Source organism: Sulfitobacter sp. M85 (assembly GCF_029285915.1).
Lineage (GTDB): Bacteria > Pseudomonadota > Alphaproteobacteria > Rhodobacterales > Rhodobacteraceae > Sulfitobacter > Sulfitobacter faviae.
This window is the reverse complement of sequence record NZ_JABECQ010000007.1, coordinates 58,299-72,823: the sequence shown is the minus strand read 5'-3', so window position 1 is coordinate 72,823 and position 14,525 is coordinate 58,299. Positions and strand designations below refer to the sequence as shown.

Annotated in this window: 14 protein-coding genes and 1 tRNA gene; 6 read left to right on the top strand and 9 right to left on the bottom strand. The window is 63.7% G+C overall.

The window, feature by feature from the left end; all coding sequences use genetic code 11:
• Positions 1-167 precede the first annotated feature (167 nt).
• From rpmA to HKX24_RS13980, 4 genes are all read right to left on the bottom strand, one after another.
• Positions 168-437 (bottom strand): 50S ribosomal protein L27, encoded by a 270-nt coding sequence (gene rpmA, locus HKX24_RS13995; RefSeq protein WP_067262095.1) that lies wholly within the window; start codon positions 435-437, stop codon positions 168-170.
• A gap of 12 nt (positions 438-449) precedes the next feature.
• Positions 450-1,136 carry a 50S ribosomal protein L21 gene (locus tag HKX24_RS13990; protein WP_067262097.1) on the bottom strand — a complete coding sequence of 229 codons (687 nt, stop codon included), beginning with the start codon at positions 1,134-1,136 and terminating at the stop codon, positions 450-452.
• Between the two features lie 206 nt (positions 1,137-1,342).
• Entirely contained in the window at positions 1,343-2,152 is an 810-nt protein-coding gene (locus tag HKX24_RS13985) for a DUF2059 domain-containing protein (RefSeq protein ID WP_276154062.1), read from the bottom strand.
• Positions 2,152-2,955 (bottom strand): DUF2059 domain-containing protein, encoded by an 804-nt coding sequence (locus HKX24_RS13980; protein ID WP_271693820.1) that lies wholly within the window; start codon positions 2,953-2,955, stop codon positions 2,152-2,154. The genes HKX24_RS13985 and HKX24_RS13980 overlap by 1 nt, the downstream gene beginning before the upstream one ends.
• 184 nt (positions 2,956-3,139) lie before the next feature.
• Between HKX24_RS13980 and HKX24_RS13975 the strand changes: the two genes are divergently transcribed.
• The 5 genes from HKX24_RS13975 to HKX24_RS13955 all read left to right on the top strand — a co-directional run bounded on the left by HKX24_RS13975 (position 3,140) and on the right by HKX24_RS13955 (position 8,535).
• Positions 3,140-3,229: transfer RNA gene (locus HKX24_RS13975), tRNA-Ser, on the top strand.
• A 265-nt stretch (positions 3,230-3,494) separates the two neighbouring features.
• Positions 3,495-5,435, top strand: a complete 1,941-nt coding sequence (locus HKX24_RS13970) for a TonB-dependent receptor (protein WP_271693766.1) — start codon at positions 3,495-3,497, stop codon at positions 5,433-5,435.
• A 157-nt stretch (positions 5,436-5,592) separates the two neighbouring features.
• Positions 5,593-6,447 carry a universal stress protein gene (locus tag HKX24_RS13965; protein WP_271693765.1) on the top strand — a complete coding sequence of 285 codons (855 nt, stop codon included), beginning with the start codon at positions 5,593-5,595 and terminating at the stop codon, positions 6,445-6,447.
• 21 nt (positions 6,448-6,468) lie between these two features.
• Positions 6,469-6,882, top strand: a complete 414-nt coding sequence (locus tag HKX24_RS13960; protein WP_271693764.1) for a cytochrome c — start codon at positions 6,469-6,471, stop codon at positions 6,880-6,882.
• Positions 6,883-7,005: 123 nt separating this feature from the next.
• Entirely contained in the window at positions 7,006-8,535 is a 1,530-nt protein-coding gene (locus HKX24_RS13955; protein ID WP_271693763.1) for a PAS domain S-box protein, read from the top strand.
• On the opposite strand, the gene HKX24_RS13950 is transcribed toward HKX24_RS13955, so the two are convergent.
• Entirely contained in the window at positions 8,532-9,266 is a 735-nt protein-coding gene (locus tag HKX24_RS13950; RefSeq protein ID WP_271693819.1) for a response regulator, read from the bottom strand. The two genes, HKX24_RS13955 and HKX24_RS13950, sit on opposite strands and share 4 nt — an antisense overlap.
• 155 nt (positions 9,267-9,421) lie before the next feature.
• On the opposite strand from HKX24_RS13950, the gene HKX24_RS13945 reads away from it, so the two are divergent.
• Positions 9,422-10,105, top strand: a complete 684-nt coding sequence (locus tag HKX24_RS13945; protein WP_276154061.1) for a helix-turn-helix domain-containing protein — start codon at positions 9,422-9,424, stop codon at positions 10,103-10,105.
• Between the two features lie 55 nt (positions 10,106-10,160).
• Here the strand turns inward: HKX24_RS13945 and ccoS are convergent, their stop codons facing one another.
• The 4 genes from ccoS to ccoG are packed head-to-tail and all read right to left on the bottom strand — an operon-like array spanning position 10,161 to position 14,519.
• On the bottom strand, positions 10,161-10,346 hold the full coding sequence (gene ccoS, locus HKX24_RS13940) for a cbb3-type cytochrome oxidase assembly protein CcoS (protein WP_271693762.1): 186 nt from the start codon (positions 10,344-10,346) through the stop codon (positions 10,161-10,163).
• Positions 10,346-12,463: a heavy metal translocating P-type ATPase gene (locus tag HKX24_RS13935; RefSeq protein WP_271693761.1), complete on the bottom strand. Its 2,118-nt coding sequence runs from the start codon at positions 12,461-12,463 to the stop codon at positions 10,346-10,348. The genes ccoS and HKX24_RS13935 overlap by 1 nt, the downstream gene beginning before the upstream one ends.
• Complete coding sequence (locus tag HKX24_RS13930; protein ID WP_271693760.1) at positions 12,460-12,933, bottom strand: FixH family protein; 474 nt, start codon at positions 12,931-12,933, stop codon at positions 12,460-12,462. Before HKX24_RS13930 ends, HKX24_RS13935 begins: the two co-directional genes overlap by 4 nt.
• A complete protein-coding gene (ccoG, locus tag HKX24_RS13925) occupies positions 12,930-14,519 on the bottom strand; it encodes a cytochrome c oxidase accessory protein CcoG (RefSeq protein WP_271693759.1) in 1,590 nt (529 codons plus the stop codon). The genes HKX24_RS13930 and ccoG overlap by 4 nt, the downstream gene beginning before the upstream one ends.
• Between the last annotated feature and the right edge of the window lie 6 nt (positions 14,520-14,525).

The window sequence follows — 14,525 nt, the reverse complement described above, 5'->3', positions numbered from 1 at the left end:
ACGACTTTATCAAAATTCAGCCGCGGTCCGCAAAGAGCGGAGAAACGGCCCGGCAGGCCAATGGGCCCTGAACTGGAAACTAAAAACATCGGGGGTCTTTCCGAAAAAGAAAAAGGGACCGGCGGTATCGCCGATCCCTGATTTTTTCAAACCCTTTGGGGTACGGCTTATTCAGCGGCCTCCGCGCGTGGCAGAACCGAAATGAACGTGCGGTTTTTCAGACCTTTGTGGAAGGTCACAGCGCCGTCGACGGTTGCAAAGATCGTGTGATCCTTGCCCATGCCAACGCCTTCGGCAGGCCAAAACTTGGTGCCGCGCTGACGCACGATGATGTTGCCGGGGATGACGGCTTCGCCGCCGTATTTTTTCACGCCAAGGCGACGACCAGCTGAGTCGCGCCCGTTACGGGATGAACCGCCTGCTTTTTTATGTGCCATCTCGGTCTCTCCTTAGCCTTTGGTCTTTTCTTTGGCCTGTTCGACCCAGCCTTCACGCTGGATACGGCCTTTGAAAGACAGTTTCTCGTCAACTTCAGCGATATCCGCTTCGGTCCATGCTGCGATTTGAGCGAAGGAGGTGATGCCCGCTTCGTGCAGCTTTTTCTCAAGTGCAGGGCCAACGCCGCTCAGCGCCTTCAGGTCGTCCGCGCCGGCTTCCGACATCTGGTCGGCTTTCTCGGCTTTCGGAGCGGCCTTGGTGGCTTTCGCCTTCTTGGCCTTCTTGATCTGCGCAGCCTCATCGGTCTTGCCGGTGATGGCAGCCACGGCGGCGGCGCTTACGGAACCGGTGCCGACAGCTTCGGATACGCCCGACTTCTCTGCGCCGGAGGCGAGAATGTCGGTGATCTTGACCAGCGTCAGCTTCTGACGGTGACCCTTGGTGCGCTTGGAAGAGTGCTTCCGGCGGCGCTTGACGAAGTTGATGACCTTTTCGCCCTTGATCTGATCGACGACTTCGGCCTGAACGCCTGCGTCCTTGACCGTGGGCGCGCCGAGCACGGGGCTGTCGCCGCCCAGCATCAGAACTTCGTTGAACTGGACCGTTTCGCCAGCATTGGCCGCAATACGTTCAACGCGCAGCATATCGCCTGCTTGAACCTTGTATTGCTTGCCGCCTGTCTTGATGACCGCAAACATGCGTCTTCCTTTTCTGTCATCCGCGTTCTGTGGCCCCCGCTTGGGAGTTTGTGGATGGCTTTCCGGCCAAGCCGCCTCGAACAGCGCGCCCATGGGGCGTCATTAAAAAACAATCCCGAAAACGGATTACCCGCCGGGATGCGGGCTTATCTTCGGAATGGCGGGGCAAGTCAAGTAGGTTTTCTTGGCCCTGCCCCGTGGGCCTGTCATAGGCTTTCGGCCACCATATTCAGCGCCAGCGCACGCCCTAGCCCGTAAGAGATATCCTCATAGGCCCGACCGAACCCGTCGAAAAGCCCGAGGTTGAGCGCCCGGCCCGCCGGTGTCTCGGCAAAGGCCGCATATTGCGCGATTTCGGCGTTGCTCAAAGGGTGATAGGCCAGCAGCATATAGGCGTGCAACCAGACGGAGGTGTCTTCGGTCACCGCATCCAGATCGGCGCCAACATCGGCCAAGAGGTCTTCATCACTGTCCTCCAGCGTGCCGCCATCGCGCATGCCGCGGAGGAATTGGAAATTGCTGTTGAGTGCCGTGCCGACATTGCGGTCGATCATATCGGAAGCGTCGATCAACCGGCGGATCAAAGTCACCCGGGGATCACCGTCTCCCGCCAGCACCCCATAGTTTGCCCGCGCAATCTGCTCGACTTCAGGCTCGGCGATGGCGGCGCGGGCGGCATTCTCCAACCCGACGATCCGGCGCCCCAGTTCGGTGGAATAGAAGGCGATCGTCTTTTCGACCTCCTCCGCCGTCATCGTCTCTTCCAAGGCGCGGCGGACCATTTCGACCATACGCTCGGGATCGTGGATGCTTTCGACCTGCATCTGCCAGGCTGGGCCGCCCTGCCCGCCCAGCATGTCTTGGTTCAGCACCTCCGCATGGGCCTGCCCTTCGTTGCCGAGGATCACCGCCGCTTGGCGAAGCTCCAACAGATCGACCAGCACAGTCATCCGCGCATCGGCCCAAGCGGGCAGCGCCAGAAGCCACAAAAGCGGCGCGAAAACCCAAGCCCGCATCAGATGTCCTGACTGGGCTGCATGGCCGCAAGCCGCGCGGCCACGGCCTCAAACCGGTTGGCCATGATCTCATATTGAACGGCGTTCATCAGCGTATAGACTTGCTGCATCTTGGGATGCTCCAACGCCTCGGCATAGGCGGCAAGGTCTTCGTCCGAGAAGGATTGATAGGTATAGGCGGCGTTGGCCAATGCGTTAGCGGCGATCTGCGCGCCCAGCTCATCCGCCTGCGCCCGCATCGCCTCGCGCAGGTCCGGCTCTTCCATCTGCAATTCGATCACCCCGGCCGCCGCGGCGGCCATCAGGAAACGAATCTGCACCTCTTGAATGGCCCGGACCGAGATTTCTTCGACATCGCTGGCCACGTTCAAACGCCGCAGGGTCTCCAACCGGGGGGAGCCGATCCGCTCAAGCCCCGCGATGATGGCGGCACCGCTCTCGGCCTTCAGCCCGTCATCCTCAGCCATATGCGCTTTGTTCTCGACCGCCACCAAACGCTGGCCCAGATCGGAGGCATAGAATCCGGCGGCATGATCCAACAGGTCATCGCTGAGCGTCTCGGCAAGGATATCCATCGCCATGTCGTGCATCAACTCGGTGTCAAAGACATCGCGCACCAGCCGCGACCACTCCGAGCCGAAATCCTCGCTTTGCAGCCCTAACATCTCAGGCGCGGAATCGGCGGACAGGCGAATGCTCTCCAACGCCACGTCAAAGCCGGTCACTTCCAAGAACCGCTCCAACGCGCCGCGATCCGCCGCCCGCAGCGGCAGGGCAAGCGCGACGAGCAGCATCAACGCCATGACAAAGGGGGCTGCAATCATACGGTTTTGGCGAAACATGGGCGGTCCTTTCGCAGAATTCTGCCTTTAGACTTAGGCTCTACCAGCCTCGGCGCAATGAAAATCCCCAAACTTTCAATTGATGCGCAAAACCCCTCTTGCCACTGCTGGAAAAGGCGACTAAACGGACCCCCCAGACCCCCGCGGAGAGGTGCCGGAGTGGTCGAACGGGGCGGTCTCGAAAACCGTTGAGCCTTCACGGGTTCCCAGGGTTCGAATCCCTGTCTCTCCGCCACTAACGCCTTGGGCGTGGTGCTTATTTCCCCCGATACGAAGACGCTGGTCAGTCGCCGCGCAAGCCTCGACGTCGCCGTCCTCCAAACCGGTCTGCTTAAAGACCAGGCACCCGCGTAGAAATCCAACGCCGCAGCCGCCACCCTCCCGCTTTAGCCAAATCCGCGCCTTGAACATTTCGGCGGATTGTCGCAACTATCCGCGCAGAGCAAGCAAGCGGTTTCATGAGTCCCAGCCAGCCAAGGATTTCTACAAGGGACAATAAAATGAAAACCAATACCGCCAAGCGCGTCGCGCTCTCTTGGCTGATGTGCTCGACCGCCACTCTCGCTTACGCGCAAGACGACACCGCCTTCGATCTCGGTGTGCTGCGCATTCAGACCTCAGCCGCTCAGGCTGTTTTGGGCAATGACGAGATCACCGAAACCGAAATCGAACAGCGCAACCCGGCCACCGTGGCCGATGTCTTTGCCGGCGAATCCGCGATCACCGCCAGCGGCGGCGCGCCGATCGCGCAGAAGGTCTATGTGAACGGGATCGAGGAAAGCATGCTTTCCGTCACCATCGATGGCGCGCGTCAGAACAAATCGGCCTTCCACCATACCGGCAACGTTCTGCTGGATCCGGCCTTGCTGAAATCCGTTGAGGTCAGCGCGGGGCTTGCCCCGGCGGATCAGGGGCCAAACGCGCTGGCGGGCTCCATCGCCTATACCACGAAAGACGCCCGCGATCTGCTGGACGGGGACGATCCCTTTGGAGGTCGCTACACGCTATCTTATGGCAGCAATGGCCAAGGGTTCCGCAATACCCTGACCCTCTTCGGGCAGAACGACGGTTTTGAATACCTGCTGAGCGGCACACGCGCGACGGGCGATGACTATGATGACGGCTCGGGCAGCACCATCACCGGCACGGCGGCGGACCTGACCGACTATATCGCGAAATTCGCCTATACCTCGCAAAGCGGCAAACGTCTGAGCTTCTCTGCTTCTGAGACAACCGACAATGGCCTGCGCGCGTCTCAAGGTGGCTTCATCCGCCCCGACTTTGCCGATGTGATCGGGCGCGACACGGTGCTCTACGAAGCGCTGTCGCAGCGCACCTCCTATACGCTGACCTATGAGGATGAGAACCCCTCGGGCATCTGGGCGCCCTATGCGCAGCTCAGCTACAACGAGCAGGCGATGGACGTAGGCTCGCTTTATGGCGTGAACAAAAGCCTCAGCGGTGTGCTCAGCAACGACTTCACGCTCCGCAACGGCAGCGTCAATGTCGGTGTCGATTTCTTTGACGAAAGCGCCGAAGGCTATGACAACACGGTCAGCCCGCGCAGTTCGAGCGGCCGCGAAGAGCTTAGCAACATCGGTATCTTCGCGCAGGCACGGCAGGATCTCTCCGACCGCATCTCCGTATCCTACGGCGGGCGCTACGACTGGGCATCCTTCGAAGGCGCGGATGGGAGCGATTTCGACGCCAGCGGCGCCAGCGTCAACGGCTCGGTCGATTACGTCTTGAACAATCAATGGACCCTCAACGCCGGAGCCGCCTCCAGCTGGGGCGGTTATGAGTTGGGCGAGGCTGCATTGGTCAACTTCCGCACCCCGTGGAATTATGACGGCTTCACCACCTCGCGCGCCAATGCGGTGCGCTTGGGCCTGCGTTACGACAGCGGCCCTTGGGCGGTCAAAGGCGCGCTCTTCGACACTGAGATCGAAGACATCAACGCCGTTCTGCCCTCGAGCGGCGCACGCGGTGCTGTGGACGATCTGACATCGCGCGGCTTCGACGGGTCGGTCACCTATACCGGCGCGCGCGGCTTCGCGACCTTGAACTACACCTATGCCGATGTGCAAACCAACGACGCGACAACCGCCACGACCGCCTATTACCTTGGCCGTCCGGTCGGCCATATCTTTGGCTTCGAAGCGGGCTATGACGTGACCGAGGAATGGCGTATCGGCGCGACCGCGCAGATCGCCTTGGAGAACGACGATACCGATGTGTCGCTCGACGGCTATGAGGTGGTCAATCTCTACGCGGAATACAAACCGCGGCGGATGGAGAACCTGAACGTGCGCATGGACGTGCAGAACCTGTTCGACGCGACCTATGCAAGCCGCAGTTCCGATGGGCTTGGGCTTGCCAATGTGGTGCCCTTGACCGAACCGGGCCGCACTGTCAGCCTGACCGCGTCGATCAGCTTTTAACTGACGCAGGTATCGCCCCCCTTTGCGCGGGGGCGATACCCTTTTCCGGCGCATGCCGCCTACGGTTCTTTCCGCAGTCCTCCTCCCGCTTGATCCAGATCAATGCAGCCGCTCCGGCCCGCCCCATAATGGCCGTGGTCACATGAGGAGCGTCGCCATGCAAAATGCCACCATCACAGTCGTTCTGGGGGTCGATGCCCGGCCAAATCAGCTTGAGGCCCTCGCCCGCGAGGCGCAGACCCAGGGCGCGCATCTGATCGTTCTTCTGCTCAGCGAAACCCCTGCCGTCCCGGTCTATTCGATGGGGGTGGGCGAACTCAGCACCTATTCCCTCCCGGCAGGCTGGCAGGCGGATGTGGACGCGGCCCGCGAGGCGGTCGAAAAACAGCGCGCGGAATTTTCGCAGTATCTCACCGATCAAGGCGCCAGCGCGGATGTGCGCGCGGTCTGTGGCGATGCCTCCGGCCTGCGCAACACGGTGGCGCGGGCGGGGCTGACCTGTGATGCGGTGCTTATCGGCGCGGACCTGCGCGAAGACAGCCGCCTGTTCGAGGACATCGTCCATGCCGCCCTTTTTGAGTCCGCCGTGCCGGTTCTGCTCAACACCGCGCAGTCCAAGGCGGCCTTGACCCCGCAATCGGTCTTCGTCGCATGGAAAGCGGGCATTCCCGCCACGCGGGCGATCCGCGCCGCTCTGCCAATCCTGCGCAATGCGCGGGAGGTGACCGTGGCGCTTTTCGACCCGGTCTCAATCTCGGCCTATGACGGTGAGAACCCGGGCACGGATGTCGCCGCTTGGCTGACCCACCAAGGCTGCAACGTTGCCGTGCAGCAATATGCCAGCGGAGGCGAGGACATTGGCACCGCCATCCTGAAACGCGCCAAAGAAACCGGGGCCGATCTGATTGTCATGGGCGCCTATGACCACTCCCGCCTGCGCGAGATGGTTTTTGGCGGCACGACCCGCAGCCTGATTGAACAAAGCGCCTTTCCTGTGCTTCTGTCGCACTAACGCCCATCGAAAGGACCCCCTATGCGCCCTCAACTCGCTGCCCTTGCCGGGCTATCCTGCGCCCTCCTCTCTGCCTGTTCGGAGGGGTCCTCTGACGACACCGACCGGCTGCGCGCGGGGCAGCGGGTCTATGCCAAGGAATGCGCCGCCTGCCACGGGGCGCAGGGCGAAGGGGGCGGTCCGATGTCCTTGCATCTGGATGTCGTGCCGCCGGATTTGGCCGGGCTGAAACAGCGCAATGACGGCTACTTCCCCCGTGAGTTTGTCAGCCGCTTCGTCATGGGCCAGCTTGCGAAAGACGACCCCGCCTCACCCATGCCAGACTTCTCCGCCGTTGGCCTGCGCCATGTCTACCCAAATGGCGGCGCGGATGGGGAGGTGCTGGAAACCGATTTCGCCAATCTGCTCGACTATCTGGAAGCGATCCAGTGGTAGGGCCGGCGTGGTTCGGGAGGCAGCCCTCGGGCACTTAACGCGCCCCCGCCCCGCATTGCGCCCCCGCCCCCTCTCACGCTATCGGATGCCCTGCCCCGCAGCCCCTACAGACGGAACCCTCGCATGAAGATCAACGACGAAAGCCCCGTTCTGCTGGCCCTTCTGGACGCCGCCGTCGATGCCATGGTGGTGGCGGATCACGCGGGCAATATCCTGCGGGTGAACAAGGCGGCGGCCACGCTTTTCGGCCATCCGGTCGAGGATCTGGTAGGGCAGAACGTGCGCATGCTGATGCCGGGGGATATGGCCGTTCAACATGACGGCTTCCTGCGCCACCATCTCGAGACCGGAGAGAAACGCATCATCGGCGTGGGCCGCGACGTGGAAGGGCTGCGCGCCGATGGCAGTGTCTTCCCGCTGCATCTTTCCGTGGGCCGCGCCGATATCTCGGGCGAGGTCGCCTTTGTCGGCATCATGCACGATCTGTCGCGCCGAAAAGCCGCCGAGGAGGCCACCGCCCGCTCGCAACGGATGGACGCCATCGGTCAGATGACCGGCGGCATCGCGCATGATTTCAACAACCTTCTGACGGTCGTGATCGGCAATCTCGAACTGCTGGAGATGTCGGAAACCTCGGCCAAAAGCGGCGCGCTGATCTCGGATGCGTTGGAGGCGGCAGAGATCGGCGCGGACCTCACCTCGCGCCTGATGGTCTTTGCCCGCAAGACCACGTTGAACGCGGCGGAGATTGACCTCAACGCCGAAGTCTCAAAAGCCGTGGCGATGCTCAAACGCACCATCGGCGCGCATATCGCGGTCGAGACGGGTTTTGCCGAGGACCTTTGGCAGGCCAAGGTGGATGCCACCCAGCTTCAGACCGCCGTTTTGAACATCGCGCTCAATGCCCAAGACGCCATGCCTTCGGGCGGGAAAATCACGCTGGAAACGCGCAACATGCAGCTTGACGACACCTATGTCGCACAGGAAATCGGCATCGACATGGGCAACTACATCCGCCTGTCGATCGCGGACACGGGCGAAGGCATGTCTGCTGAGACCCGCACCCGCGCGATGGAGCCGTTCTTTTCGACCAAACCGGTCGGCCAAGGCACGGGGCTGGGCCTGTCGATGGTTTACGGCTTCATCAAACAATCCGGCGGGCATATCGCGATCTACAGCGAATTGGGCAAGGGCACGACGATCAGCCTCTATTTCCCCGCCCTCGTGGACAGCACCAGCACGCGGGCGGCCTCCAGCGACGCGCCAGAGCAGCACGCCGGTATCGGCACCGGCCTGCGCGTGCTGCTGGTCGAAGACGATCCGATGGTCCTGCGCCTGTCGGAACGGCGGCTGGAGTCGCTGGGGTTCGACTGCGTCACGGCAACCACCGGCGATGCGGCTTGGGACATCCTGCAAGACCGCGACGACATCGACGTGGTCTTTACCGATCTGGTGATGCCGGGGGAGTTGTCGGGCCATGCGCTGGCCAAACGGGTCGCGGCGGAAATGCCCGATCTGCGAATATTGATCACCTCGGGATTTTCCGAAAACATCCTGCGCGGCGAGGAAGAGAGCAACGCCTTCGCCCTCTTGCGCAAACCCTACAGGCAAGCGGATCTGGCCGAGGCGTTTCGCGCCTTGTTACAGGACTAACCCGAGGTGGCGGTGGGGCTTTCGGTCAGCACATAGCCCACCCCGCGCACCGTCTTGATCAACAGCGGACGCGCCGGATCACGTTCGACCTTCTTGCGCAGCCGCGCCACTTGGTTGTCGATGGTGCGGTCCAAGGGTGCCCAGTTCTGTCCGTCGATCAGATCCATCAACCGGTCGCGCGACAAGGGCTTTTTCGCGTGGTTCACGAAGGCGGCCAGAAGTTTGAAATCAGCCGTGGTCAGATCCCCCTCCTGCCCGTCACGGCCCACCAGCAGCATCCGGTCGAGGTTGATCTTGAGCCCATCAAGCGCAAGCCACGGCTCTGCATTTTGCGGTGCGGGCGTCTCCGCCTCGCGCTTGCCGCTGCGCCGCAGGACGGATTTCACACGGGCCAAGACCTCTCGTACATGGAAGGGTTTGGTCAGATAGTCATCCGCGCCCAGCTCCAGCCCGACAACGCGGTCGATCACATCGTCCTTGCCCGTCACCATGAAGATCGGCACGTCATGATCGCGGCGAAGGTCGCGCGCGATGTCCAGCCCGTCCTCCGCGCCGAGGTTCAGATCCAAAGTCACCAGATCAAAAGCCTCCGCCGCGAAGGCCGCTCCCACGCTCTGCGCGTCATGCGCCTCGGTCACAAGGTATCCGTCGCTTTCAAGACAGCGCCTAAGAAGCGTCCGGATCTTGGCATCGTCATCAACAACAAGGATCTTCTTCGCGGTCACGCCCATCACCCCAAAAGTTGCGTTTGTATAGTCCGCAACCCAAGCGAGCACCACCCGCCACGCCATCCCCTGCGACAAAGCGTTACAAACGGATACAAGACCAAAGGTCGTTCTGCGACATGCGCCTGAGAATGTGACCGCGCCGCAGAAAGGACGATCGCATGTACGTGACGCTATCCAATGAGTTCACCCCCGCAACCAAAGTGCCCGAGGCGCAGCTTTGCCCCTGCACCCCCGCCGCGCAATCGCCGCGCAAGCGGCAGGCGGTCGGCAGCCATCTGTTTCGCGAGGGCGATATCGCCAATCATATCTATGAGATCACCTCGGGCGTTTTTCGCCTGACCCGCGTGCTCGACAACGGGCGGCGGCAGGTCATCGCCTTTGGCCTGCCCGGCGACATCATCGGCTTTCCCAATGGCGCGCTGCATCACAGCGATTGCGAGGCGATCCAGACGGCAGAGGTGATTGCCCACCGCCGCCATGCGCTCGACGATTTCGAGGGGGATCACGAGACGCATAAGCGGCTGTTGAACGCCGCCCTGCGTGAGATTTCGGCGATGCAGGATCACTTTATGATGCTGGCCCGCAAATCCGCGCTGGAAAAGGTTGCCTCCTTCCTCATCACGCTGGCGGAGCGCACCGGCAGGCCGATTGGCAATTACACTACCTGCGCCCTGCCGATGACCCGCAGCGACATCGCGGACTTCCTCGGCCTGACGATTGAGACGGTGAGCCGCACCCTGACCCGCCTGCGCAAGCAAGATATTATCGCGCTCGAGACCTCTCAGACCGTGCTGATCAAGGATATGGACGCGCTCATCTCGGCCTCTCAGGCAGCCGACTGACGGCGGGCTTTCATTGAGCTAAGAAAGCGCGGGCCACGGTCCGCGTTTTGCGTTTCTAGGTCGCCTTTTCGGAATCACGCTGGTGGGTGTCACCACTAGGCGCGCCATTCTCCAGCAAAATCCGCGCCGCGTCTCCTTCGAGGTCATCGTATTGCCCGTTGCGCAGCGTCCAGAGACAGGCCGCAAGCCCTGCCGCGCCAAGACAGAGGGAGACGGGGATGAGAACAATCAGGATATTCATCAGCGCACCGCATTCAAAACCACGAGGATAGACGAGGAAGACATCACCGCCGCCGCCATCAGCGGGGTGGCGAAGCCCATGACCGCCACCGGGATCGCGACCGCGTTATAGGCGGCGGCCAGCCCGAGGTTCTGGCGAATGCGGCTGCGCGCCCGGCGGGCCAGCCGCAGGGTATCGGCGACCGCAGAAAGATCACCGCCCAGCATCACCCCGTCTGAGGCGACCCGCGCGGCATCCAGCGCCGTGGCAGGCGCGAGAGAGGCATGCGCCTCGGCAAGCGCCGCCGTGTCATTCAACCCGTCGCCCACCATGAGCACCCGCTTGCCCCGCGCAGCCATGTCGCGAACCAGACCGGCCTTATCCTCGGGCCGAACGGCGGCATGAACCGTGTCAATCCCGAGGGTGTGGGCCAGCGCTTCTGCACGCTGCGCGGTATCGCCAGTGACCATCGCCACTTCCATCCCACGCCCGCGCAGGGCGCTGACGACTTCCGCCGCCCCGGCGCGGGGGGTCTCGGACAGAGGCAAGGGAATAGAGCGGTCCGCCAGATGCAGTTCCGGTCCCTCCTGCCCGCGACGCAATGAGACCCGCGCCCCGTGCCACAGGCCGCAGACGCCCTTGCCCGGCACCTCTTGCAGGTCGTGCAGATCGGCGGGCATCTGCCCCTGCAACGCCGCCGCCAAGGCGCGCGAGGCGGGGTGGTCAGACGCCTGCGCGAGGGCAAGCGCGACCGATGCCACCTCTGTATCAAGCGCGGGCAGCCGCGCGACGCCCTCGGTCAACGTGCCGGTCTTGTCGAAGAGAACTGTGTCGATCTCGGCCAAACGCTCCAAGGCCGTGGGGGATTTCAGCAACACGCCCGCGCGGAACAAACGCCCGGTCATCGCCGCCGTCACCGCCGGAATGGCCAGCGCCAGCGCGCAGGGGCATGTGATGATCAGCGTCGCCGTGGCCACGGCAATCGCGTGATAAAGGTCCCCCGTCAGTGCCCACCAGACCACGAAAGCCAGCGCCGCCAGCCCATGCACCACCGGCGCGTAAAGCCGCGCGGCGCGGTCGGCGATCCCGCTGTAGCGGTGTTTGCCGGTCTCGGCGACCTCGACCAAAGCCGCGAGGCGGCGCAGGGTGCTGTCCTCGGCCCGGCGGGTGACCCTTAGGGTCAGCGGCGTGCCAAGGATTACCTCGCCCGCGCAGATCGGCCCACCCGCCGCCACCGCGACGGGGTCGGCCTCTCCGGTCAGGGCGGAGCGGTCCACCATCACCGCGCCCAAGGCGATGCCATCCACCGGCGCGCGCGCTCCGGCGGCAAGGGCGATGCGGTCATCGGGCATCAAGGCGCTGACGTCCACCGTCTCACGCCCCGTCGCGGTCAGACGGGTCGCGCGGGGCAGTTCCAGCGCCGTTAACTCCGCCGCGGCGGAACGTGCTGTGGCCCGCGCGCGATGCTCCAGATAACGGCCCACCAGCAGGAAAAAGGTCAGCGAAAGCGCCGCATCGAACCAAGTATGCGCCCCGGTGGCGGCGAAAGTCTCATAAAGCGAGGTCGCCGCCGCCAGCAGGATCGCCAGCGCAATCGGCACATCCATATTCATCCGGCCCGCCCGCAGGGCGACCCATGCCGAGGCGAAGAACGGCACCGCCGAAAAGGCCAAGGCGGGCAACGCGATGGCAGCAGAGACCCAGTGAAACATCTCGCGCGTGATATCGCCCGCCCCGGACCAGACCGCGACGGAGACTGCCATCACGTTCATCATGGCAAAGCCCGCCACGGCGGCGCGGGCCAGCAGACGGCGGCCCGTGTCATCCCCCGCAGGCCGCAGGGCGGTCGCGTCCAGCTCATGCGCCTCGAAGCCCGCGTCGTTCAACGCCTGAAGCGCGGCGCTGGCGTCATAGCCGGAGCTCAGCACGATCCGCACCCGTTTGGCCCCAAGGTTCACCCGCGCGGCTTTGACCGAGGGCAAGCGGGCCAAAACCCCCTCGACCCCCGCAATACAGGCCGCGCAGCGGATCTGCGGCAGGGCGAGGTGGATGGCCTTGTCGTTCTCCGCGATGCGCTGCGCCGCAGCCACGGCCGAGGGGGTGCCTGCGACACAGCCGGGACAGGCGGCGACGGTCATCGTACCACCCGCAACGGAATGCGGCGGCGAAAGAGCGTGCCATCGGCGGCGCGCATCTCGATCCGCAGGTTCCAGTTGCCGGGGCCTGCGGTGACCGGCGCAACCCACGCGCGGCCAGCCCAGGCGAAGTCGGGCGTCATGTCATCCGCCACGGTGGTCGCCCGGCCCAATGTCGCCGCGATGATCTCGGGCTGCACCACGCCATTGGCATCCTGCACCGCCAAGCGGAGCGTCTCCCCTGTCAACTCGGTCTGCACCGCCCAGCCGAGCGCTTCCTGCGCCGCGCGGTCGCTGTCAAAATTTTGCGAGGCGACGTAGCTCGATTCGGTTTCCTTGCCGGGGAAGGTGCGCACCGCGTTGAAAGCGAGCGCGAGGTTCACCGCGATGATGATCGAAAACCCGCTTACGAAGATCGCCAGCACATGCCAGCCTGTCAGGGGGCGCTCCCGTTGCAGTTGCGCTGCGGTCATTGGCTGTCCTTTCCATTGAAAATCGTGTCACCAAAGGCCCGCTCGCCCGAGCGGACGTCTTCGACCCAGAACCGCAGATCGCTGCGCGGCGCGGTGGCGGCGTCACTCTGCGGCGGGGCGATGACATAGACCCGTTGCAGGCGGGTGGTGTCGGCGGGGACGGAGACCACCGAACCCGCCGCCCCCTCGACGCTGAGGTCCAAACCGCGGTCTCCGGCGAGAGACAGCCGGAAATCCCGTGCCTCCCCATGTTTGTTGCGCAGACGGATGTCATAGGCGTTGCGGATCGACCCGTCCGAGAGGGTGACGAAGGTCGGATTGCGCACCGGCGCGATGGTCATGTCGATCTCGGGCCGGATGAAGAGCGCCACGACAAGCGCTACACCGATCGCGGCCCAAGCAGCGGTGTAGATCAGGGTGCGCGGGCGGAAGACATGCTGCCAAAGCGGCTTGGGCTGCCAGGGCGGCGCAGTGGCCCCGGCGACATCGCCCGCGGGCGCCTCGGCAAGGCCAGCCACGGCAGCGCTTTCCTTCGGCGCGGTGGGCGGCTCATCATCCAGCGCGAGATAGTCGATCAGCCCGCGCGGGCGGCCAATCTTGGCCATCACATCGTCGCAGGCATCGATGCAGAGCGCGCAGGTGATACATTCCATCTGCTGGCCTTCGCGGATGTCGATCCCCATCGGGCAGACCGCCACACAGGCGTTGCAATCAATGCAATCGCCCAAAACCTCGCCGTCGCGCGACTGGCGGTCGCCCGCGGTGTTTTTGTCGAGCGCCGCGCCATAACGCGCCACCGCATCGCCGCTGCCGATCGCCTCTGCCGCCGCTTTCTGGCGCTTCACCCCGCCCTTGCCGCGCGGCTCGCCCCGCCATTTGCGGTAGCCGACGGTCAGTGTGCCCGGATCCATCATCGCGCCTTGGATGCGGGGCCAAGGGCACATGTAGATGCAGACCTGTTCGCGCATGAAACCGCCAAAGATGAAGGTCGTGGCCGTCAGCACGGCGATGGTGGCATAGGCCACGGGGGCGGCTTGCAGGGTCACGAGGTCGCGCGCGAGACTGGGCGCATCGGCAAAGTAAAAGACCCAAGCCCCGCCGGTCGCCACCGCGATCAACAGCCAGACCACCCATTTCGCCCCCCGCAACCGCGCCTTGCGCAGGCTCCAAGGTGCGTTGTGCAGTCGGATACGCGCGTTGCGGTCGCCTTCGATCCAGCGCTCCACGGTCATGAAGAGATCGGACCAGACGGTCTGCGGGCAGGCATAGCCACACCAGACCCGCCCCAGAGCGGAGGTAAACAGGAACAGCCCTAGCCCCGCCATGATCAGCAGCCCGGCCACGAAGTAGAATTCATGCGGCCAAATCTCGATCCAGAAGAAATGGAAGCGCCGGTTTGCGAGATCGACCAGAACTGCTTGGTCCGGCAGGTTCGGCCCCCGGTCCCAGCGGATCCACGGGGTGATGTAATAGACCCCCAGCGTGAGGATCAGGATCACCCATTTCAACCGACGAAAGAATCCGCTGACCCGGCGGGGGAAAATCGGCTCGCGGGCGGCGAAAAGCGGGGGGGCGGCGTTGGACATGGGCAG

Excerpts from the sequence above, each read along its gene's own strand:
- rpmA (WP_067262095.1), bottom strand. The coding sequence starts at position 437 with ATGGCACATAAAAAAGCAGGCGGTTCATCCCGTAACGGGCGCGACTCA.
- HKX24_RS13990 (WP_067262097.1), bottom strand. The coding sequence starts at position 1,136 with ATGTTTGCGGTCATCAAGACAGGCGGCAAGCAATACAAGGTTCAAGCA.
- HKX24_RS13985 (WP_276154062.1), bottom strand. The coding sequence starts at position 2,152 with ATGCGGGCTTGGGTTTTCGCGCCGCTTTTGTGGCTTCTGGCGCTGCCC.
- HKX24_RS13980 (WP_271693820.1), bottom strand. The coding sequence starts at position 2,955 with ATGGCGTTGATGCTGCTCGTCGCGCTTGCCCTGCCGCTGCGGGCGGCG.
- HKX24_RS13970 (WP_271693766.1), top strand. The coding sequence starts at position 3,495 with ATGAAAACCAATACCGCCAAGCGCGTCGCGCTCTCTTGGCTGATGTGC.
- HKX24_RS13965 (WP_271693765.1), top strand. The coding sequence starts at position 5,593 with ATGCAAAATGCCACCATCACAGTCGTTCTGGGGGTCGATGCCCGGCCA.
- HKX24_RS13960 (WP_271693764.1), top strand. The coding sequence starts at position 6,469 with ATGCGCCCTCAACTCGCTGCCCTTGCCGGGCTATCCTGCGCCCTCCTC.
- HKX24_RS13955 (WP_271693763.1), top strand. The coding sequence starts at position 7,006 with ATGAAGATCAACGACGAAAGCCCCGTTCTGCTGGCCCTTCTGGACGCC.
- HKX24_RS13950 (WP_271693819.1), bottom strand. The coding sequence starts at position 9,266 with ATGGGCGTGACCGCGAAGAAGATCCTTGTTGTTGATGACGATGCCAAG.
- HKX24_RS13945 (WP_276154061.1), top strand. The coding sequence starts at position 9,422 with ATGTACGTGACGCTATCCAATGAGTTCACCCCCGCAACCAAAGTGCCC.
- ccoS (WP_271693762.1), bottom strand. The coding sequence starts at position 10,346 with ATGAATATCCTGATTGTTCTCATCCCCGTCTCCCTCTGTCTTGGCGCG.
- HKX24_RS13935 (WP_271693761.1), bottom strand. The coding sequence starts at position 12,463 with ATGACCGTCGCCGCCTGTCCCGGCTGTGTCGCAGGCACCCCCTCGGCC.
- HKX24_RS13930 (WP_271693760.1), bottom strand. The coding sequence starts at position 12,933 with ATGACCGCAGCGCAACTGCAACGGGAGCGCCCCCTGACAGGCTGGCAT.
- ccoG (WP_271693759.1), bottom strand. The coding sequence starts at position 14,519 with ATGTCCAACGCCGCCCCCCCGCTTTTCGCCGCCCGCGAGCCGATTTTC.